At 60.8% G+C, this 20,823-nt stretch carries 16 protein-coding genes, 1 tRNA gene and 1 pseudogene; 8 read left to right on the forward strand and 10 right to left on the reverse strand.

Translation table 11 applies throughout. The features are described 5' to 3' along the window. Positions 1-41: 41 nt before the first annotated feature. From ftsH to serA, 5 genes are all read left to right on the forward strand, one after another. Positions 42-1,973: an ATP-dependent zinc metalloprotease FtsH gene (gene ftsH, locus PH551_RS08595; RefSeq protein ID WP_085779317.1), complete on the forward strand. Its 1,932-nt coding sequence runs from the start codon at positions 42-44 to the stop codon at positions 1,971-1,973. Positions 1,974-2,213: 240 nt separating this feature from the next. After that, entirely contained in the window at positions 2,214-3,566 is a 1,353-nt protein-coding gene (gene glmM, locus PH551_RS08600) for a phosphoglucosamine mutase (RefSeq protein ID WP_011426682.1), read from the forward strand. 257 nt (positions 3,567-3,823) lie between these two features. Beyond that, on the forward strand, positions 3,824-4,660 hold the full coding sequence (locus tag PH551_RS08605) for an outer membrane protein (RefSeq protein WP_285192657.1): 837 nt from the start codon (positions 3,824-3,826) through the stop codon (positions 4,658-4,660). A 190-nt stretch (positions 4,661-4,850) separates the two neighbouring features. Next, a complete protein-coding gene (locus tag PH551_RS08610; RefSeq protein ID WP_285192658.1) occupies positions 4,851-6,029 on the forward strand; it encodes a phosphoserine transaminase in 1,179 nt (392 codons plus the stop codon). A gap of 82 nt (positions 6,030-6,111) precedes the next feature. Continuing rightward, on the forward strand, positions 6,112-7,707 hold the full coding sequence (gene serA / locus PH551_RS08615; protein WP_285192659.1) for a phosphoglycerate dehydrogenase: 1,596 nt from the start codon (positions 6,112-6,114) through the stop codon (positions 7,705-7,707). A 106-nt stretch (positions 7,708-7,813) separates the two neighbouring features. Here serA and PH551_RS08620 read toward each other — a convergent pair whose 3' ends face one another. Then, positions 7,814-8,080 (reverse strand): hypothetical protein, encoded by a 267-nt coding sequence (locus PH551_RS08620; protein WP_285192660.1) that lies wholly within the window; start codon positions 8,078-8,080, stop codon positions 7,814-7,816. A gap of 456 nt (positions 8,081-8,536) precedes the next feature. Between PH551_RS08620 and mnmA the strand changes: the two genes are divergently transcribed. Both mnmA and PH551_RS08630 read left to right on the forward strand, forming a co-directional pair. Continuing rightward, on the forward strand, positions 8,537-9,736 hold the full coding sequence (gene mnmA, locus PH551_RS08625; RefSeq protein ID WP_285192661.1) for a tRNA 2-thiouridine(34) synthase MnmA: 1,200 nt from the start codon (positions 8,537-8,539) through the stop codon (positions 9,734-9,736). 136 nt (positions 9,737-9,872) lie between these two features. Continuing rightward, positions 9,873-9,949: transfer RNA gene (locus PH551_RS08630), tRNA-Met, on the forward strand. Between the two features lie 140 nt (positions 9,950-10,089). On the opposite strand, the gene PH551_RS08635 is transcribed toward PH551_RS08630, so the two are convergent. From PH551_RS08635 to pobA, 8 genes and pseudogenes are all read right to left on the reverse strand, one after another. Then, on the reverse strand, positions 10,090-10,221 hold the full coding sequence (locus tag PH551_RS08635) for a hypothetical protein (protein WP_281413899.1): 132 nt from the start codon (positions 10,219-10,221) through the stop codon (positions 10,090-10,092). 145 nt (positions 10,222-10,366) lie between these two features. Next, a pseudogene (locus tag PH551_RS08640) lies at positions 10,367-11,196 on the reverse strand (VCBS domain-containing protein). Positions 11,197-11,400: 204 nt separating this feature from the next. Beyond that, complete coding sequence (locus PH551_RS08645; RefSeq protein ID WP_184455088.1) at positions 11,401-12,117, reverse strand: ABC transporter ATP-binding protein; 717 nt, start codon at positions 12,115-12,117, stop codon at positions 11,401-11,403. Further along, a complete protein-coding gene (locus PH551_RS08650; RefSeq protein WP_285192663.1) occupies positions 12,098-12,862 on the reverse strand; it encodes an ABC transporter ATP-binding protein in 765 nt (254 codons plus the stop codon). The genes PH551_RS08645 and PH551_RS08650 overlap by 20 nt, the downstream gene beginning before the upstream one ends. Then, positions 12,859-13,860: a branched-chain amino acid ABC transporter permease gene (locus PH551_RS08655; protein WP_285192664.1), complete on the reverse strand. Its 1,002-nt coding sequence runs from the start codon at positions 13,858-13,860 to the stop codon at positions 12,859-12,861. Before PH551_RS08655 ends, PH551_RS08650 begins: the two co-directional genes overlap by 4 nt. Position 13,861: 1 nt before the next feature. Beyond that, a complete protein-coding gene (locus tag PH551_RS08660) occupies positions 13,862-14,725 on the reverse strand; it encodes a branched-chain amino acid ABC transporter permease (protein WP_285192665.1) in 864 nt (287 codons plus the stop codon). Positions 14,726-14,792: 67 nt separating this feature from the next. After that, the gene (locus PH551_RS08665) at positions 14,793-15,965 is read right to left on the reverse strand and encodes an ABC transporter substrate-binding protein (protein ID WP_285192666.1); all 1,173 of its coding nucleotides are present in this window, start codon (positions 15,963-15,965) and stop codon (positions 14,793-14,795) included. A gap of 185 nt (positions 15,966-16,150) precedes the next feature. Beyond that, positions 16,151-17,323, reverse strand: coding sequence for a 4-hydroxybenzoate 3-monooxygenase (gene pobA, locus PH551_RS08670; RefSeq protein WP_285192668.1), 1,173 nt, complete (start codon positions 17,321-17,323; stop codon positions 16,151-16,153). Positions 17,324-17,441: 118 nt separating this feature from the next. Between pobA and PH551_RS08675 the strand changes: the two genes are divergently transcribed. Then, the gene (locus PH551_RS08675; protein ID WP_285192669.1) at positions 17,442-18,332 is read left to right on the forward strand and encodes a helix-turn-helix domain-containing protein; all 891 of its coding nucleotides are present in this window, start codon (positions 17,442-17,444) and stop codon (positions 18,330-18,332) included. 48 nt (positions 18,333-18,380) lie between these two features. Here PH551_RS08675 and PH551_RS08680 read toward each other — a convergent pair whose 3' ends face one another. Then, complete coding sequence (locus PH551_RS08680; protein WP_285192670.1) at positions 18,381-20,768, reverse strand: phosphoketolase family protein; 2,388 nt, start codon at positions 20,766-20,768, stop codon at positions 18,381-18,383. Positions 20,769-20,823 lie beyond the last annotated feature (55 nt).

Below are 20,823 nucleotides of genomic sequence, written 5' to 3' on the forward strand. Positions count from 1 at the left end.
ACGGTCGCCATGAGGCGGCTGTTGCAGTGCTGGGGAGTTCAATGAACCCTAACTTACGTAATTTCGCATTGTGGGCGATCATCGCGCTTTTGCTGATCGCCCTTTTCAGCATGTTTCAGACGGCGCCGGCGCAGACGGGCTCCCGCGATATCCCTTATTCGCAGTTTCTGCGTGAGGTTGATGCGGGCCGTGTGAAGGAAGTCGTGGTCACGGGCAACCGGGTCTCCGGAAGCTATGTTGAAAATGGCTCCACCTTCCAGACCTATTCGCCTGTCATCGACGACAGCCTGCTCGATCGCCTGCAGCAGAAGAATGTGCTGGTGTCCGCCCGTCCTGAAACGGATGGTTCTTCGGGTTTTTTGAGCTATCTCGGCACGTTGTTGCCGATGCTTCTCATCCTCGGCGTCTGGCTGTTTTTCATGCGGCAGATGCAGGGCGGCTCGCGCGGCGCGATGGGTTTCGGCAAATCCAAGGCCAAGCTCCTGACGGAAGCGCATGGCCGCGTTACCTTTGAAGACGTCGCCGGCGTCGACGAGGCCAAGCAGGATCTCGAGGAAATCGTCGAATTCCTGCGTGATCCGCAGAAGTTCCAGCGTCTCGGCGGCAAGATCCCGCGCGGTGTGCTGCTGGTCGGCCCTCCTGGCACCGGTAAGACGCTGCTCGCCCGCTCGGTCGCCGGCGAAGCCAACGTGCCCTTCTTCACCATTTCCGGTTCCGACTTCGTCGAGATGTTCGTCGGCGTCGGTGCAAGCCGTGTGCGCGACATGTTCGAGCAGGCGAAGAAGAATGCGCCCTGCATCATCTTCATCGACGAAATCGATGCCGTCGGCCGCCATCGCGGCGCCGGTCTCGGCGGCGGCAATGATGAACGCGAGCAGACGCTGAATCAGTTGCTCGTCGAAATGGACGGCTTCGAGGCGAATGAAGGCGTGATCCTGATCGCTGCCACCAACCGCCCTGACGTTCTCGATCCCGCGCTGCTGCGCCCCGGCCGTTTCGACCGCCAGGTCGTCGTGCCGAATCCCGACATCGTCGGCCGTGAGCGCATTCTCAAAGTGCATGCCCGCAACGTTCCGCTGGCGCCGAATGTCGATCTGAAGGTTCTCGCCCGCGGCACGCCCGGTTTCTCCGGCGCCGATCTGATGAACCTCGTCAACGAAGCCGCCCTGATGGCTGCCCGTCGCAACAAGCGCGTCGTCACCATGCAGGAGTTCGAGGACGCCAAGGACAAGATCATGATGGGCGCCGAGCGCCGTTCCTCGGCAATGACCGAAGCGGAGAAGAAGCTCACCGCCTATCACGAGGCCGGCCACGCCATCACCGCGCTGAACGTTGCTGTTGCCGATCCCTTGCACAAGGCGACGATCATTCCGCGCGGCCGTGCGCTCGGCATGGTCATGCAGCTTCCCGAGGGCGATCGCTACTCGATGAGCTACAAATGGATGGTCTCGCGCCTCTGCATCATGATGGGCGGGCGCGTCGCCGAGGAGCTCACCTTCGGCAAGGAGAACATCACATCGGGCGCCTCCTCCGACATCGAGCAGGCGACCAAGCTTGCCCGCGCCATGGTCACGCAGTGGGGCTTCTCCGACCAGCTCGGGCAGGTCGCCTATGGCGAGAACCAGCAGGAAGTCTTCCTCGGTCACTCGGTCTCGCAGTCGAAGAATGTTTCGGAAGCGACCGCGCAGAAGATCGACAATGAGGTGCGCCGCCTGATCGACGAAGCCTACGACCAGGCCCGCACGATCCTAACGGAAAAGCACGATGAGTTCGTCGCGCTTGCTGAAGGCCTGCTTGAGTACGAGACGCTGACCGGCGATGAGATCAAGGCGCTGATCCGGGGCGAGAAGCCCTCCCGCGACCTCGGCGACGATTCGCCGCCGAGCCGCGGATCGGCCGTTCCGAAGGCTGGGGTGCGGCCAGCCACCAAGGGCGATGAGCCCGAAGGCGGCCTTGAACCGCAGCCGCATTGAGCTGCGACACGATCTCGAAAAAGGCCGGATTTCCGCGATGGGAGATCCGGCCTTTTTCATTGGTAACGGGATATAATCATTTTTCTCGCTAATTTACGTGCCGATTGCCACAATTTGTGGCATTCCGCTGAAGAGAAGCAAGCATAAATCACGCTCCTGGACTGACGACAATCCATTGAAGCCGGATTTGCTTGGAACGATGCGCTGCCTTGAATGGCGCGCCAAAGCGCAGGAGTGCAGATGAAAAGACGCTATTTCGGTACGGACGGTATTCGCGGTCAATCCAACGTCTTCCCGATGACGCCGGATCTTGCCATGCGGGTCGGCATCGCCGCCGGCACGATCTTCCGCCGGGGCAACCACCGTCATCGCGTCGTCATCGGTAAGGATACGCGCCTTTCCGGCTATATGCTTGAGAATGCGATGGTGGCAGGCTTTACGGCTGCGGGCCTCGACGCCTTCATTCTCGGCCCGATCCCGACGCCTGCCGTCGCCATGCTGACGCGTTCGCTGCGCTGCGATATCGGCGTAATGATCTCTGCTTCGCACAATCCTTATGAAGATAACGGCATCAAGCTGTTTGGTCCCGACGGTTACAAGCTGTCGGACGACATCGAGGCCGAGATCGAGGACCTGCTCGAAAAGGACCTGAACGCGCAGCTTGCCAAATCCGACGATATCGGCCGGGCCAAGCGCGTCGACGGCGTGCATGACCGTTATATCGAACATGCTAAGCGCACGCTGCCGCGCGACGTGACGCTGCAGGGACTGAGGGTGGCGATCGATTGCGCCAATGGTGCTGCCTACAAGGTGGCGCCCGCCGTGCTCTGGGAACTCGGCGCCGATGTCGTCACCATCGGCAACGAACCGAACGGCACCAATATCAATCTCAATTGCGGTTCCACCAGCCCCGTCGCATTGCAGAAGAAAGTCGACGAGGTTCGCGCCGATATCGGCATCGCGCTCGACGGCGACGCGGACCGCGTCATCATTATCGATGAGAACGGTTCGATCGTCGACGGCGACCAGCTGATGGCCGTCATCGCCGAGAGCTGGGCCGAGAGCCAGCAACTGCGCGGTAACGGCATCGTCGCCACCGTCATGTCCAATCTCGGCCTCGAGCGTTTCCTCGACGAACGCGGCATGGCGCTTGCCCGCACGAAGGTCGGCGACCGCTACGTTGTCGAGCATATGCGCCAGCACAATTACAATGTCGGCGGCGAGCAATCGGGCCATATCGTGCTTTCGGATTACGGGACGACGGGGGACGGTCTGGTCGCGGCGCTGCAGATCCTTGCCGCGGTCAAGCGCACCGGCCGCACTGTCAGTGAGGTCTGCCGCCGCTTCGAGCCGGTGCCGCAGCTCCTGCGCAATGTCCGCATCAGCGGTGGCAAGCCGCTGGAGGATATTCAGGTGCAGAAGGCGATCGCCGATGCCGAAGCCGAGCTCGCCAGAAACGGCCGCCTCGTCATCCGGCCTTCCGGCACCGAGCCGCTGATCCGCGTCATGGCCGAGGGCGACGACCGCGCCCAGATCGAGCGTATCGTCAACGAGCTGATCGGCACGATCTCCAATGTCCGGACCGCTGCCTGACCCTGCAAGAACAGACGACCAAAAGGCCGGTGCGTGAGCGCCGGCTTTTTTGTTGCGTACGCGGGTGGCATGTATCTCTGCGCAAATCATTTCACGACGCGGTCGATCTTCTGTTTCATGCGGCCGAGATGCTTGAAATCAAGGTAAACAAGCTTGGTTAAGCAGCTTTTAACGTTTCCCATTCATTATCCATGCAAAGCGTATCAGATTGGCAGCGACGGAGCTTGCCGACGCAACGGGATTTTGGAGTGGAATCCATGAAAAGAAGCTTATCCGGCATCTTCGCCGCATTCTTGATAGCGACAAATGCCTATTCTGCGGATCTCGCCCCTGCCGAGCCCATTCCGGAGCAGCCGCCGGAGGTGACCGTCAGCGAAGCGACCGGGTGGTATCTGCGCGGCGATGTCGGTTATGCTTTCACAGATCTGCGCGGCGCGCGCTATTTCCAAGGCAGCAACGCCACGGAGGTCAATTTCGACGACGCCGATCTCGATGACGCATGGACGGTTGGTGGCGGTGTCGGTTACCAGATCAACAGCTATCTGCGCACCGATCTGACTTTCGACTATCTCACCCAGGCGGATTTCAAGGGCTCGACATCCGGGCAGTGCGGCTTCCCGCTGGTGGATTGCACCTCGAGCGACCGCTCTTCGCTGACCGCCTATACGCTACTGGCCAACGCCTATGTCGATCTCGGCACCTACGGCTATGTGACGCCCTATGTCGGCGCCGGTATCGGCGGTTCTTACGTCAAGTGGAAAAACCTGCGCAACGTCGCCTGCGCCGATGACGGCAGCTTCTGCGACGATGAGGTGACCCATGGCGGCAAGGGCAACTGGCGCTTCACCTATGCGCTTATGGCCGGCGCCTCGATCGACGTGACCTGCAACATCAAGGCCGACGTCGGTTACCGCTATCTGCATATCGACGGCGGCAATATGTTCGGCTACGCCGATAATGGCGGCCCGGGCCGCGACAGGGGCCTCAACGCCCATGAAGCCCGCGTGGGCGCCCGCTACCTCTTCGGTGGCTGCGCTCAGCCGGTCGCCTACGAGCCGCCGGCAATCCCGCTGCAGCAGCCGGTCTACAAGTAGGCCGATCAACCATCGCATCAGAAAGCCGCCCTCGCGCCGGGCGGCTTTTTCATTTTTTCGCCACCCTGCCTGCGTCAAAATATCTACAGCTTGCGACACTTCGATCTTGACTATGACGCTTCCGATCCATACACACGGCGGCGGGACACCCTTCCCCAACGAAGGGCTTTCTATCTGAGAGGATAGCATCATGGCGAAGACCGCAAAGCCGGACATCCGTCCGCACAATACCCATTTTTCTTCTGGCCCCTGCTCGAAGCGCCCCGGTTGGTCGCTCGAAGCCCTTTCCGACGCGGCCCTCGGCCGTTCGCACCGCGCGAAGGTCGGCAAGTCCAAGCTCAAGCAGGCCATCGACCTTACCCGTGAAATTCTCGAAGTGCCGGCGGATTACCGGATCGGCATCGTGCCGGCTTCCGACACCGGTGCCGTCGAAATGGCGCTCTGGTCGCTGCTCGGCGAACGCGGCGTCGACATGCTCGCCTGGGAGAGCTTCGGCGCCGGCTGGGTCACCGATGTGGTCAAACAGCTGAAGCTCAAGGATGTGCGCAAGCTCGAAGCGGGCTACGGCGAGCTTCCCGATCTATCCGCCGTCGATTTCGACCGCGACGTCGTCTTCACCTGGAACGGCACGACCTCGGGCGTGCGCGTGCCGAATGCCGATTTCATTCCTGCGGACCGCAAGGGTCTGACGATCTGCGACGCCACCTCGGCGGCTTTTGCCCAGGAGCTCGATTTCGCCAAGCTCGACGTCGTCACCTTCTCCTGGCAGAAGGTGCTGGGCGGTGAGGGCGCCCATGGCGTCATCATTCTCTCGCCGCGGGCCGTCGAGCGTCTCACCACCTACACGCCCGCCTGGCCGCTGCCGAAGATTTTCCGCATGACCTCGGGCGGCAAGCTGACCGAAGGCATTTTCCAGGGCGAGACGATCAATACGCCTTCGATGCTCTGCGTCGAGGACTATATCGATGCGCTGCTCTGGGCCAAGGAGATCGGCGGTCTCCAGACGCTGATTGCTCGTGCCGACGCCAATGCCAAGGTCATCCACGATTTCGTCGCGGCGAACGACTGGATCGCCAATCTCGCCGTCAAGGCGGAAACGGCCTCCAACACCTCCGTCTGCCTGAAGATCGTCGACAAGGACATCACCGCGCTCGATGACGACAGCCAGGCGAATTTCGCCAAGGGCCTGGTCGGGCTCCTGGAAAAAGAAGGTGTCGCTTATGACATCGGCCATTACCGCGACGCGCCGTCCGGCCTGCGCATCTGGGCCGGCGCCACGATCGAAGCATCCGACATGCAGAAGCTGATGCCTTGGCTTTCCTGGGCTTTCGAAACGCAGAAGGCGCAGCTCGCTCAGGCCGCTGCCTGACGTGATCGCATCCGGCTCCGCCACTGGGGGGAGCCCCGCATCTCCATTCATTCATCGCTGAACACTTTTGAAGGAGGCCACAATGGCACCTCGCGTTCTCGTATCCGACGAATTGTCGGAAACCGCTGTCCAGATCTTCCGCGACCGTGGCGTCGAAGTCGATTTCGAGCCGCAGCTCGGTAAAGACAAAGATCGTCTGCTCGAAGTCATCGGCAAATATGACGGCCTTGCCATCCGCTCCGCCACCAAAGTGACGGAAAAGATCATCGCAGGGGCGACGAATCTCAAGGTTGTCGGCCGCGCCGGCATCGGCGTCGACAATGTCGATATCCCGGCCGCCTCGCGCCGCGGCATCATCGTCATGAACACGCCTTTCGGCAATTCCATCACCACGGCCGAACACGCAATCGCGCTGATGTTCGCCGTCGCCCGCCAGCTGCCTGCAGCCGATGCCTCGACGCAGGCCGGCATGTGGGAAAAGTCGAAATTCATGGGCGTCGAAATCACCGGCAAGACGCTCGGCGTCATCGGCGCCGGCAATATCGGCTCGATCGTCTGCGCCCGCGCTATCGGCCTGAAAATGCATGTCGTCGCCTATGACCCGTTCCTGTCCAAGGAGCGCGCCGAGGAGATGGGCGTCACCAAGGTCGAGCTGGACGAGCTTTTCGCCCGCGCCGATTTCATCACGCTGCACGTGCCGATGACCGACAAGACGCGCGGCATCCTCAACAAGGAAGCGCTGGCCAAGACCAAGCCCGGCGTGCGCATCATCAACTGCGCGCGCGGCGGCCTCGTCGATGAGGCAGCCCTTGCCGAAGCCATCAAATCAGGCCACGTCGCCGGCGCTGCCTTCGATGTCTTCGAGGTCGAGCCCGCCAAGGAAAGCCCGCTCTTCGGCCTGCCGAACGTCGTCTGCACGCCGCATCTCGGCGCTTCGACGACCGAAGCGCAGGAAAACGTCGCCCTCCAGGTCGCCGAACAGATGTCGGATTACCTCGTCAACGGTGCCGTCTCCAACGCCATCAACATGCCGTCGATCACCGCGGAAGAGGCGCCGATCCTGAAGCCGTTCATCCGGCTTGCCGACGTTCTCGGCGCCTTTGTCGGCCAGGTCACCGAAGAACCAATCAAGGAAATCGAAATCCTCTATGACGGCGTCACCGCCAACATGAACACGCGGGCGCTGACGAGCGCAGTTCTCGCCGGGCTGATCCGTCCGCAGGTCGCCGACGTCAACATGGTTTCCGCGCCGATCATGATCAAGGAAAAGGGCATCGTGCTCTCCGAGGTCAAGCGCGACAAAACAGGTGTCTTCGACGGCTATATCAAGCTGACGGTCACGACCGAAAGTATGACGCGCTCCGTCGCCGGCACGGTGTTTTCGGATGGCAAGCCGCGCTTCATTCAGATCAAGGGCATCAATCTCGATGCCGATGTCGGCTCGCACATGATCTACATCACCAATACCGACGTCCCCGGCATGATCGGCTTCATCGGTACGACGCTCGGCACTGCCGGCGTCAACATCGCCAACTTCCAGCTCGGCCGCGACAAGCAGGGTGGCGACGCCATTGCGCTGCTCTATGTCGACGGCGAGGTGGATGATGGCGTCCTCGCGCAGCTGACGGCGCATCAGGCGATCCGGCAGGCAAAGCTGCTGACCTTCAACATCGACTAAAGCGCGTCGCGGAGCGACCTGCTCTGGTTTCCTCCTCCCAAGGAAAACATGGAAAACCCGGTGCCGGAAACGGCGCCGGGTTTTCTACGTTGGGGAAAGATGATTTTCAGTGGTGCCGGCGATTGCGGCGGACCATCTTGCCGAAGCGGGCTCTGTCATCCTCGGCCTTCGTGCGGTGAAGGAAGGCGAGTCTGCTTCCGTCAAAACCCTGGAAAAACTCGTCCCAGGAGATCTCCTCCTGTGAGTCCGCCGAGAAATCGACGCGAACAGTTTCGCTACCCCTCGCATCCTTGATCCGGGCGGGATGACCGCCGCGCGCCTCGATCCAATCTCTGACCCTGCTGTAATCTGTCGTCGTGCCGAACCTGGCCATCAAACCCTCCGCAGCATTCGATTGCGACATTGATTACTTGCAACGCATGATCGAGGGAATAGTTCCATAGGGTGATAATTAATTGTCAGTTGATGCTCAAGCATTCGTTATTTTGAGTTAATTCATATGGGCTGAAATGGAGGATGATGTGAAACGCTATTCATTCTCGATAATCGGACTGGCGATCGTGTCTGTTGCCATGGCCAATCCAGGCATCGAATTCGCCTGCAACAAGCTGATCGGCACCTGAGCCGCACCCCGCTTCCAAGGCGTGACTTCGGCTGCGCCTTCCTTTGTGACGCAATTGCGAAACGATCGGCTCCCCTTGCGTCCTGCTGCAATCCTTTCTATATCGGTCGCTTACCCAGAAAGGCGGCCGATCCCGCCTGAGATCAGCAATCCGCCGCAATTGCAGCGCAAGGGCGGGTTATGAGCGCGCAGAATTTGGCACCACCGTTGAACACACTGGATTTTGATAAGAAGCCGGAAGAGACCCGCGTTGTCGTCGCCATGTCGGGCGGCGTCGATTCCTCCGTCGTGGCCGGCCTTCTCAAGCAGCAGGGTTACGATGTGCTTGGCATCACGCTGCAGCTCTACGATCACGGCGCCGCTGTTCACCGTGCCGGCTCCTGCTGCGCCGGCCAGGATATCGACGACGCACGCCGTGTCTGCGAAACCCTCGGCATTCCGCATTATGTGCTGGATTACGAGAAGCGCTTTCGCGAGACGGTGATCAATCCTTTCGCCGAAAGCTACGTGGCGGGCGAAACACCGATCCCTTGTGTTTCCTGCAACCAGACCGTCAAGTTTGCCGACCTTCTGGCAACGGCGAAGGAGCTCGGCGCCGACGCGCTGGCGACCGGTCACTATATCCGTTCGCGACCGAACCCCTCGTCTGAACATCCCGGCCGCCGCGCGCTTTTCCGCCCGGCCGACGCCGATCGCGACCAGAGCTATTTCCTGTTTGCCACGACGCAGGAGCAGATCGACTATCTCCGCTTTCCCTTGGGCGGCCTGCCGAAGGCCGAGACCCGCCGGCTCGCCGAAGAAATGGGCCTCGTCGTCGCGAAGAAGGCCGACAGCCAGGACATCTGCTTCGTGCCGCAGGGCAAATATTCCGACATCATCACCAAGTTGAAGCCGAATGCGGCGCTCACCGGCGAGATCGTCCATCTCGACGGCCGCGTGCTGGGAAACCATGAAGGCATCCTGCATTTCACCATCGGCCAGCGCCGCGGCATCGGCATCGCCACAGGCGAGCCACTCTACGTCGTCTATCTCGATGCCCGCTCGCGCCGCGTCATCGTCGGTCCAAAAGAGGCGCTGGAAACGCACCGCGTCTATTTGCGCGACGTCAATTGGCTGGGCGACGTCCCGCTCGCAGAAGCCGCTGCTGGCGAAGGTTTCGCCTGCTACGCCAAGGTCCGTTCGACGCGGGCACCGGCGCCTGCCGTACTGCATATCGATGCGACAGGCACCTATGTCGATCTGACCGTCGGCGAGGCGGGCATCGCGCCGGGGCAAGCCTGCGCGCTTTATTCGGCGCCCGGTGACGACGCCCGCGTCTTCGGTGGCGGTTTTATCGAACGATCCGAACGCGAACCTTCGGCCGAAGCCTCGCTGAAGGCTCTGCTGGCCGGCCCCGTCGCCGCCTGAAACCCATCGAAAACGACGGGCGGCAAAGCTCAGCGTTTTTCTCCATCCTGCGCTTGACACAGAGCCGAAGCGCACCTTATAAGCCGCTCATCCCACGAGCCCGCAGCGCTTCGCGAGCAGGTATCGTTTGACCAGTGGCGGAGTAGCTCAGTAGGTCAGAGCAGAGGAATCATAATCCTTGTGTCGGGGGTTCAAATCCCTCCTCCGCTACCATCTCTTTGTTAAAGAATTTGTGATCCTTGCGGCTCGATATTGAGCGGCATCACGCGGGCGCGGTAGCACATTCCAGCTCCAAACGCTGCGGCAAGCGGACAAAACAATTCAGCCTCAGGATTACGCTACGCCGAGAACGGTTATCTGTAGAGCGCTAACTGCAACAGCGGCATTTTCATCGCGTAGAGATGGGATGCGGCAGCGATGATAGCAGCCCATACGGCCAGTGAGAACATCACCGCCGCTAACTTAACCCCTACTGACTGCATCATTTCCTCCATCCGAGTATGATCGTGCTCCTCCGCACGATCGAAGGCTAGCAGGGTGGAGGTCGATCAGCTATCGCAAGAAATCGCTACTAGAAAAGCCGCTCGGTAAGCTGGGAAAGCCTTCGGGAACCCGACGCCTCCCCCATTCTCAAACGACAAAGTAAAAATTGTCGTATTGCGCGCCATAATAATCAGGCCCGCTCGTTTCGGTGATGACGGGTTCGGTGTCGAGTATGAGATAGTCGATCAGCCCATAGGCGCTGAGATCAATCACTTGCGGGTCATGAATGCTGTCGGCGGTCACGTCGACCGTGACCAAGAACACGGTATCGCCGTTCAGCCTGCCTTCGATCGTCAGAACGTTGTCGTGTCTGACGTACCGTTTGCCACGCTGAATTGCTCGATCTGAAAGGTGCCGCCATCTGCGGCCTGGATGGGCGTCCAGAATACGCCGCCTGAGACATAATGATTGCCATCAGCTTCCTTTTGTATCGTTGCATCATCGCCATCGTGCCAGGCGCCCCAATCGAAGCCCTTGTAGCCTGTGGGGAAATCGTGTTTGCCGACATCCTCGAAATTGACGAAGACGTCGCCGCGCTCCGGCAGGTCGACAGCGATATTGAGCAAGCCGAAGTCGGTAGCGCCTCTACCGTCCGAAATCTTGAAACTGAACTGGTCGAGGAGTTGATCTCCCGGGCCAAGCGCTGATACCACCGCATTGGAGGGATCGAGTTCATAGGTGTAATAGCCGTTGGAATAGACGGTCAGCGTGCCGTACTTTCCCTCGATCGTCGTCGTGGCCGGTCCATCCGGATTGGGCGGTTGCGGAATTCGCTGCCCGTTCACGAAGTTGAGACGCACAAGATCTCCGTCGGCATCCATGTAACTGGTGCTGTCCAGAATGTTGCCGTCAATCGGCTTGTCGACATCGAAAATAGGCTGGTATACGTCACCTGCGATCGGCTTGTGGTTTGCCATTTCCACCTCCCGTCTGAAGTATTGTTTGAATATGCAACCGTATCGGGTGCTTGGCAACGAAATTGACGGAGCGTCAGATCAATTCAGCTGTCAAATCCAACAGGCGCAATTTTTCTGCAGCTCAAATATCCAAGTAGAGGCGTCGGCTTCGACGTCTGCGAGCCGATGATGACGTCATCCCGACGATATACTGCATTGATTGCTTCAATGCAGGCCGCCCACTCCGAGCAAGCTTTCTACTGCTTCGTGATCCTTCGACAAGTCCGACGGCGTTCCGGTCCAGGCCACCCTCCCGCGTTCGAGAATGATGACCCGATCGGCGAAATCGAGCGCGCTCTGAATGCGTTGTTCGACCAGAAGGATCGTCATGTCGCCTGATTTGGCGAGTTCTGTGAAGGCCGCCATCAGTTCCTCGCAGATCACGGGGGCCAGGCCCTCCAACGGTTCGTCGAGCAACAGCACGGACGGGCGTCCGAGAATGGTGCGGGCTGTTGAAAGCATCTGCTGCTCGCCGCCGGAGAGCTGGTTGCCGAGGTTTCGGCGGCGCTCCTTCAGGCGCGGGAACATGGCATAGGCTTCCTCCAGCGCCGTCTTCGACCGCGCCTTCAGACCGACGAAAAGGTTCTCTTCGACCGTCAGCGTCGGAAAGACGCAGCGCGTCTGAGGCACATAGCCGAGGCCCCTATGGGCGCGCATTGCGCTCGGTGCTGCGGTGACATCCGAACCACCGAGGTGGATCTGGCCTTGATACCGCCTGGTCTGGCCGGCAAGCGTTGCCAGGAGCGTGGTCTTGCCCATACCGTTACGGCCGAGCACTGCTAGACGGGCGCCCGCCGGCACGGTGAAGGAGATGCCTTCGAGCACCCGCGTGGGCCCGTATCCGGCCGACAGGTTTTCAACCTCAAGCGACAGGGCTGGCATTGGCATAGCTCTCGAGATAGGCCTCGCGCACGCGGGCATCCTTGGTGACATCGGCCGGCAGGCCGTCGAAGATGATCGCGCCGGCCGCCAGCACGATGACGCGCTTGGCAAAACGGAAGACGAGGTCCATGTCATGTTCGATCATCAGGACGGCGAGATCGGCGGGAAGGTCGGCCAGCGCCTGTTCGATTCGGCCGGTATCACTTTGCGGCACGCCGGCCGCAGGCTCGTCGAGCAGCAGCACCTTCGGCCTCAGCGCCAGCGCCACGGCGATTTCGAGGAGCCGCTGCTGGCCATAGGCGATCTCGCTGACTCTGCGATGCATCAGCGAGGCCAGCCCGAGTTTACCCAGGAGATCGTCGACCTCCGCCATGACGTCGGGCATGGCGAGGAAATTCCCGAACATCTTGCGGGTCTTTCCGTCACGCTGGAGGACGGCGAGCCCCACATGTTCGGCGGGCGTCATATCCTGAAAAAGCCGCGTCACCTGAAAGGATCGGACGAGGCCGCGTTTGACCCTGCCGATCGCATCCACCTTCGTCACCGCCTCGCCGCCGAGGCGAACCTCGCCGGAATCGGGGGAGAGATTGCCGGTGACGAGGTTGACGAAGGTGGTCTTGCCGGCGCCGTTCGGGCCGATCAGCGCGATGCGGTCGCCGGGAGCCATTGCCAGCGAGACATCATTGGTGACGGCAAGGCCGCCGAAGGCTTTCCTGAGATTGGTTACTTCGAAGACCGGGCTCATGCGCGCGTCTCCTTCCGGCGGCCGATCAAGGCGGCGGCCGTTCCGTAGAGGCCTTTCGGCGCAAACAGCACGACGGCGATCAGCAGGGCGCCGACCATGGTCAGCCAGTGAAAGGGATTGGCCGCCGAGACATAATCTTCGAAGAGCATGAAGATGACGGTGCCGGAGAGCGCGCCGAAGAGGGAGCCGGTGCCGCCGAGCACGAGCATGACAAGCGCTTCGGCCGATTGCGTGAACGACAGGCTGTCGAGCCCGACGACCTGGGTCGAGATCGCATTCAGCGCGCCGCCGACGCCGGCAACGGCGCCTGAGATCACGTACATCTTGATGAGAGCGGCCTTCGGCGAGCCGCCCATGGCGCGGATGCGCAGCGGGTCTTGCCGGATACCGCGGCAGAGCATGCCGAAGGGTGAGCGAACCAGCAATCGCAGCAGCACGAAGACGATGACGAGCAGCGTCATTCCGAAGAAGAAGGCGGTATGGCCGTAGAGATCGAATTCGAAAATGCCGAATATCGGATCCGGCGCGATGCCGGAAAGCCCGTCGCTGCCTCCCGTCCAGGCGGAGGCCTTGTTGGCAAATTCATGGAAGAGGTGGACGAGCGCAATCGACAGCACGAGCTGCGGCAGCCCATGCGCGCGCAGGATGATCGCGCCGCAGAGCAGCCCGGCAACCGCGCCTCCTGATATGCCGGCAAGCATCATCAGCAGCGGATCGTTAATGCCGTAATGCGCCGACAGGATCCCGGCGGCATAGGCGCCGGAGCCGAAGAGCGCGGCATGGCCGAGCGTTGCGACACCGCAATAACCGGTCACGAGATCGAGCGACAGGACGAGCAGGGCGATCGTGATCATCCGCGTCAGAAGCGCCAGATTGTCGGGAAAGGCGAAATAGCCGACCGCGGCGATGGCCGTGATGGCCGCTACTCCGAGAAGATCGGCATTCACTGCGCGCCGATGCCGGAGGCGTTCGGTTTCGTTGTTCATGACGAGCGTCATCCTATTTCATCCTTCCGGCAAGGCCGCGCGGGAAGATGCAGATGATGGCGATCACGGCGAGATAGAAGAAGAATTCCCCGAATTCCGGCATCAGATAGCGTCCCGTCGTATCGATGGCGCCAAGCAGCAGGCAGGCAATCAGCGCGCCCGGAATGGAGCCGGCGCCGCCGACGGAGACGACGACGAGGAAGGTCACCATATAGCGCAGCGCATAGTAAGGTTCGACCGGCAGCAGTTCGGCGCCGACCACACCGCCGAAGGCGGCAAGCCCGACGGCAACGGCAAAGCTCACCGCATAGATGATCTCGGTGCGCACGCCGAGTGCGGCAGCCATCGCCGCATCGTCGACGGAGGCGCGCAGCTTGACCCCGAAGCTCGTTCGCTCGATCGCGAACCACAGGGCGAGCGCAACGGCGAGACCGCAGAAGATGACGAAAAGCCGGTGCACGGGAATGGTGCGGAATCCGAGATCGGCCGATCCCTGCAAGGCGCCGGCAAGCGGTATCGTCTTCAGCGTCGGTCCCATCACGTAGTTCGCGATGCCGATGACGCAGAAAGTGATGCCGATTGTCATCAGCACCTGGGTCAGTTCAGGGGCGCCATAGATCCGGCGGTAGAGAAAACGCTCGAGCGGAATTGCGATGATGATCGTGACGACGACGGCCGCGACGACTGCGACAGCATAACTAAGACCGAGGTCACGGGCGGCATAGGAGGCGATGTAGCCTCCGATCATGGCGAAGGCGCCATGCGCCAGGTTGACGACACGCATCAGCCCCATGGTCACGGAAAGGCCGATCGAGATCACGAAGAGCGCCATGCCATAGGCAAAGGCGTCGACGGCGATGCTGAAGACTGTCTGCATGAAAATACCTTACTTCGATGCGGCGGGCGCGATGCGCGAGCCCGCCGCCGGTCCGGATGCCGCAATCTTATTTGGCCGCCGCGAGGCCCGGATCGCCCTGTTTTTCGAAGGTCTGGATCTCCTTGTTGATGTAGGTCCCGTCATCGGCCTTGGCGACTTCGCGCAGATAGATGTTCTGGGTGATGTGACGGCTTTCCGGATCGATCGAGACCGGGCCGCGCGGGCTCACCCAGGCAAGGCCCTTGACCGCGTCGACGGCCTTCTCTGCATCCTGCTTGCCACCCGTCGCCTCGATCATCTTGTAGATGACATACATGCCGTCATAGGCGCTGACGGCCGGGAAGGAGAGTTCAGCCTTGTTGCCGATCGCCTTGGCGGCAGCCTCGACAAAAGCCTTGTTCTCTGGCGAGTCGTGCGACACGGCATAGTGGAAGGTCGTCTGGATGCCGAGTGCGGCGTCGCCAAGCGCCGGCAGATCGGATTCCTGCGTCAGATCCCCCGGCGCAAAGAACTTGATGCCGGCGGCCTTCAGGCCATTCTCGTTATAGGCCTTGACGAAGCCGAGCGTCGTCGGGCCCGATGGCAAGAAGGCGAAGACGCCCTCGGCGCCGGAATCCTTGATCCGCTGCATGATCGGGCTGAAGTCGTTAGTGGCAAGCGGCATGCGGATGGCCTCGACCACTTGGCCGCCGGCCTTTTCGAAGCCGGCCTTGAAGGCATTCTCGGCGTCGATGCCGGGGCCGTAATCGCTGACGACCGAGATCACCTTCTTGACGCCTGCGTCGAAAGCGACCTTGGCGATCGGCGTCGAGGTTTGCCACGTCGTAAAGGAGGTGCGCACCACGAGCGGGCTCTTGGTCACGATCGCCGAAGTGGCGGCGTTCATGATAATCATCGGCACGTTGCCCTGCTTCAGAATCGGCGTCACCGCCATGGCGTCGGGGGTGAAATAGAAGCCGGCGAGATACTGGACCTTTTCCTTGACGATCAGTTCCTGCGCCAGCGCCTTGGATTGGGCCGGGTCGGCCTGCGGCACGTCGCGGTAGACGATCTCGACCGCGTCGCTGCCGACCTTGTTGCCGTTGACAGCCATATAGGCTTCGATGCCGGCCTTGAAGTTCTTGCCCTGGAGCGCGAAGGGACCGGAGAACGGCCCGATGACGCCGACCTTGATCGTGTCGGCATAGGCGCTGGTGCCCATAACAATTGCCGCAGCGGCGGCCAGAAACAGCTTCCTCATTTTTCTCTCTCCCTTTTCGGCGTACTCCAGCGCCGTATTGAATTTCTGGTTAGCTTGTCATGCGAAATGGTGATGTAAAATGAAATAAATCCCCAAACACATGATTTGCCGGTTATGGTTCTGCGTGGTCATGACCACTCGTTGTTCGCTGCGTCTATGCGCGACTTTCATGCTCGATCTTCGTGTCAGAACGGCAATCCCACGTAGTTTTCCGCGAGCACCGTCGAGGCCGCACGGGAATGTGTGAGATAGTCGAGTTCGGCTTCCTGGATCTTCTGATCGAAATCGCCGGTATCGGGAAATCGGTGCATTATGGTCGTCATCCACCAGGAAAACCGCACGGCTTTCCAGACGCGGGCGAGCGCCGTCTGCGAATAGGCGTCGATGCCGCTGTCGGAGCCTTCGCGGTAATGCTCGAGCAGCCCGCAGAACAGGTAATGGACATCGCTAGCTGCAAGGTTCAGCCCCTTGGCGCCGGTTGGCGGCACGATATGGGCGGCGTCGCCAACGAGAAAGAGCCGTCCGAAACGCATGGGCTCGGCGACGAAGGAGCGCAACGGAGCGATCGATTTTTCGAAGGATGGGGCGGTCGTCAATGCTTCGGCGTGATGGGCCGGCAGGCGCCGTCTCAACTCGTCCCAGAAGCGCTCGTCGCTCCAGTCTTCGATCTTCGCGTCAAGCGGGCACTGGATATAGTAGCGGCTGCGCGTGGCCGAGCGCATCGAACAGAGCGCGAAGCCCCTCGGGTGGTTGGCGTAGATCAGTTCATGGCTGACCGGCGCCACGTCGGCGAGTAGGCCGAGCCAGCCGAAGGGATAGACCTTCTCGAAACTTCGGATCGCCCGTTCGGGAACGGCTCTGCGGCTTATTCCATGAAAGCCGTCGCAGCCGGCGATGAAATCGCAATCGATGCGGTGGCCGATACCATCCTTCGTGTAGGTAACGAAGGGCGAGCCACCGTCGAAATCATGCGGAGCCACATCGGCGGCATCATAGATCGAAAGGGCGCCACAAGCTTCCCGCCGCTGCATGAGATCGCGCGTCACCTCGGTTTGTCCGTAAACGGTCACGCGCCTGCCGCCGGTCAATTCGTGAAGATCGATGCGATGGTCGCGGCCGTCGAAGGCTAGCGAGAAGCCGTCATGCGGCAAGCCTTCGGCATGCAATCTTCTTCCAGCTTTGGCCTCGTCCAACAGCCCGACAGTGCCTTCCTCCAGCACGCCGGCACGGACGCGGCCGAGGATATAGTTCTTGCTCACGCGGTCGAGGATGACGTTGTCAATTCCAGCTTCGGTCAGAAGCTGACCGAGGAGAAGGCCGGATGGCCCCGAACCGATGATGGCGACCTTAGTTCGCAAATGCTTCCTCCCTCGCATTTTTGCGTTTTGTCAGATTCTGCCGTGCCGCCATTGCCGCAACAATGGACATTCCGACCGAAAAATTGCACTTATCGAACATTGGCACAGGAGAGAGCCGATGAGCAGGCATATACCGACCTACGAGCTCTATGGCGAAAATACCGGGCGATCTCCGGAATTCTGGTTGCATTGCGAAACAATTCGCTCCCGCAGCAGCCTGCATCAATGGGAAATTCGGCTTCACCGCCACGAGAGCTTCTTTCAGATATTGTACATCGAAGCCGGTTCGGGCGATGCGATCTTCGGCAACAGGAACCACGCCATCTGCCCGCCTGCGATCATCACGGTTCCCCCTGGGCTCAATCACGGCTTTCGCTTCTCACGTGATATCGACGGCCTGGTGATCACTATATTGAGGTCCCATCTTAGCCACCCGCCAGGCGAGCGAAGCCAGCTGGGCGAGTGGCTGGCGATGCCGCTTCTGACGCCGCTTGCTCCCGATAACGCCGAGGCTGCCTATGTCATGCAGACGCTGAGGCGGCTCGGCGACGAATTCGAAAACCGCCGCGGTGGCCGCAACGAGGTGTTGGCTGCCTATGTCGGGCTGGCGTTGCGGCTGACGGCGCGGATTTCGCATGAAGGAAATGCACAGGAGCTTCCGTCAAACGAGAACGAGCGGCGGATGGAGATGCTGGACGAACTGATCCAGCAGCATTTTCGATCGCACAGGCCGGCGTCCTTCTACGCCAGGGAACTCGGCATTTCGTCGACGCATCTCACCCGTATCGTTCGCTCCATGACGGGAAACACCCCGCATGAGCTGATCGCCAGGAAATTGATCGAAGAGGCGAAGCGCCAGCTCGTCTTTACCATCGGCAGCGTTCAGGAGATCGGATTTCGCCTTGGCTTTGCTGATCCCGCTTATTTCTCGCGCTTCTTCCTGAAATATACTGGCGAAACGCCGCGGGTCTGGCGGATGAACGAAAAAGCTCAGCTTGAACGGGCATAGGGTCCGGCATTCGGTCATCCGACATCGCGTGCGTCAGTCGCAGATGTCTCACGCGGCCGGCCACATCCAGTTCCGCACCTCCGGCATGTCCTCGCCATGTTCCCTGACGTAATCATGATGTTCCGCGAGCTTGCCGCGGAAGGCGGCGAGCGTGTCCTTCGCCTTCTCCTTCAGGCCCGGCACGCGCTCGATGGCTTCGATGGCGAGATGGTAGCGGTCGAGTTCGTTAAGGACGGTCATGTCGAAAGGCGTGGTCGTCGTTCCCTCCTCGACGAAGCCGCGGACGTGGATGTTTTCGTGGTTGGCGCGCTTATAAGTCAGGCGATGAATGAGATAGGGATAGCCGTGATAGGCGAAAATGACCGGCTTGTCGGCGGTGAAGATCGCGTCGAAGGCCTCGTCGGCAAGGCCGTGCGGATGCTGGTCTCTGGATTGCAGCGCCAAGAGGTCGACGACATTGACGGTGCGGATCTTCAGCTCGGGAATGGCCTTGCGCAGAAGATCGACGGCGGCGAGCGTTTCCATCGTCGGGACATCGCCGGCGCAGGCCATGACGAGATCAGGCGAGATCGTGTCCTCCTCGTTGCTTGCCCAGTGCCAGATGCCGATGCCGGTCTCGCAATGTTTCACCGCCTCGTCCATCGACAGCCATTGCGGCTCCGGCTGCTTGCCAGCGACGATGACGTTGACGCGGTTATAGGTGCGGAGGCAATGATCGCCGACCCAGAGCAGGCTGTTGGCGTCCGGCGGCAGGTAGATGCGGACGATATCGGCCTTCTTGTTGGCGACGAGATCGACGAAACCAGGATCCTGATGGCTGAATCCGTTATGGTCCTGTCGCCAGACATGCGAGGTCAGCAGGTAGTTCAGCGATGAGATCGGCTTTCGCCATTCGAGCTCGCGCGTCACCTTCAGCCATTTGGCGTGCTGGTTGAACATGGAATCGATGATGTGGATGAAGGCCTCGTAACAGGAAAAGAGGCCGTGCCGGCCAGTCAGGAGATAACCTTCCAGCCAGCCTTGGCAGAGATGTTCGGAGAGCACCTCCATGACACGCCCATCGCGAGAGAGGTGGACATCATAGGGTTCGATGTCCTCCATCCAGACACGGTCGGTGACGTCGAAGACGCTGCCGAGGCGATTCGATTCCGTCTCGTCGGGGCCGAAGATGCGGAAGTTTGCCGCCTTGGCGTTGAGCTTCATCGTGTCACGCAGGTAATGGCCAAGGATCTCCGTCGATTGGGCGACAACGCTGCCGCGCTTGCCGATGTCGACTGCATAATCCCGAATATCGGGCACGGCCAATTCCTTGCGCAGCAGGCCGCCATTGGCATGTGGATTGGCGCCCATGCGGCGTTTGCCGACGGGCGCCAGCGCCCGCAGGTCGGCTTTCAGCCGGCCGTCGCCATCGAACAGATCTTCGGGATCGTAGCTTTGCATCCAGTCCTCGAGAATCTTGCGGTGGTCGTCATTCCCGCGGCAGTTGGAGACCGGCACCTGGTGGGCTCGCCAGAAATCTTCCACCTTCTCGCCGTCGACCTCCTTTGGGCCTGTCCAACCCTTGGGGCTGCGCAGCACAATCATTGGCCAGCGCGGGCAGCCGGCTGTGCTCTTGCCGCTGCGGGCTTGCTCCTGGATCTCGCGGATGCGCTCGAAGACCCGGTCCAGCGTCGCAGCCATTTGTTGGTGCATATCGCGCGGCTCATGGCCGGTGACGAAAAGCGGCTCGTAGCCGTAGCCTTCGAAGAGACGTCGGAGGTCGTCGTCACCCGCCCGGCCTAAAATGGTCGGATTGGCGATCTTATAGCCGTTCAGATGCAGGATCGGCAGAACGGCGCCGTCGCGGGCGGGATTGAGGAACTTGTTGGAATGCCAGCTGGCGGCGAGCGGCCCGGTTTCGGCCTCACCGTCGCCGACGATGCAGGCGACGGTGAGGTCGGGATTGTCGAAGGCGGCGCCATAGGCATGGACGAGGGCGTAGCCGAGTTCGCCGCCCTCATGGATCGACCCCGGTGTTTCCGGCGCCGCATGGCTCGGAATGCCGCCGGGAAAGGAAAATTGGCGGAAGAGTTTGCGCATCCCCTCGGCGTCTTCGGAAATATCGGGATAGATTTCGCTGTAGGTCCCTTCGAGATAGGTGTTGGCGACCATGCCCGGCCCACCGTGGCCGGGGCCGCATATGTAGATGATGTCGAGATCGCGGGCTCGGATGAGGCGGTTCAGATGCGCATAGATGAAGTTGAGGCCGGGCGTCGTGCCCCAGTGGCCGAGCAGACGGGGCTTGATGTGCTCTGACTTCAGCGGCTCGCGCAGCAGCGGATTGGCAAGCAGGTAGATCTGGCCGACCGAGAGATAGTTGGCGGCCCGCCAGTAGCGGTCGATCAGGGTGAGTTCAGCATCGGTCAGGGCGGCGGCGGTCGAGACATGGTTTTCCATTGGCTTCTCCCGTTCGAAAACACGTTCAACGTCAGTTCTAGCCGTTAGCGCCGGC

The organism is Rhizobium atlanticum, assembly GCF_030182485.1.
In the GTDB taxonomy this organism is placed as follows: domain Bacteria; phylum Pseudomonadota; class Alphaproteobacteria; order Rhizobiales; family Rhizobiaceae; genus Rhizobium.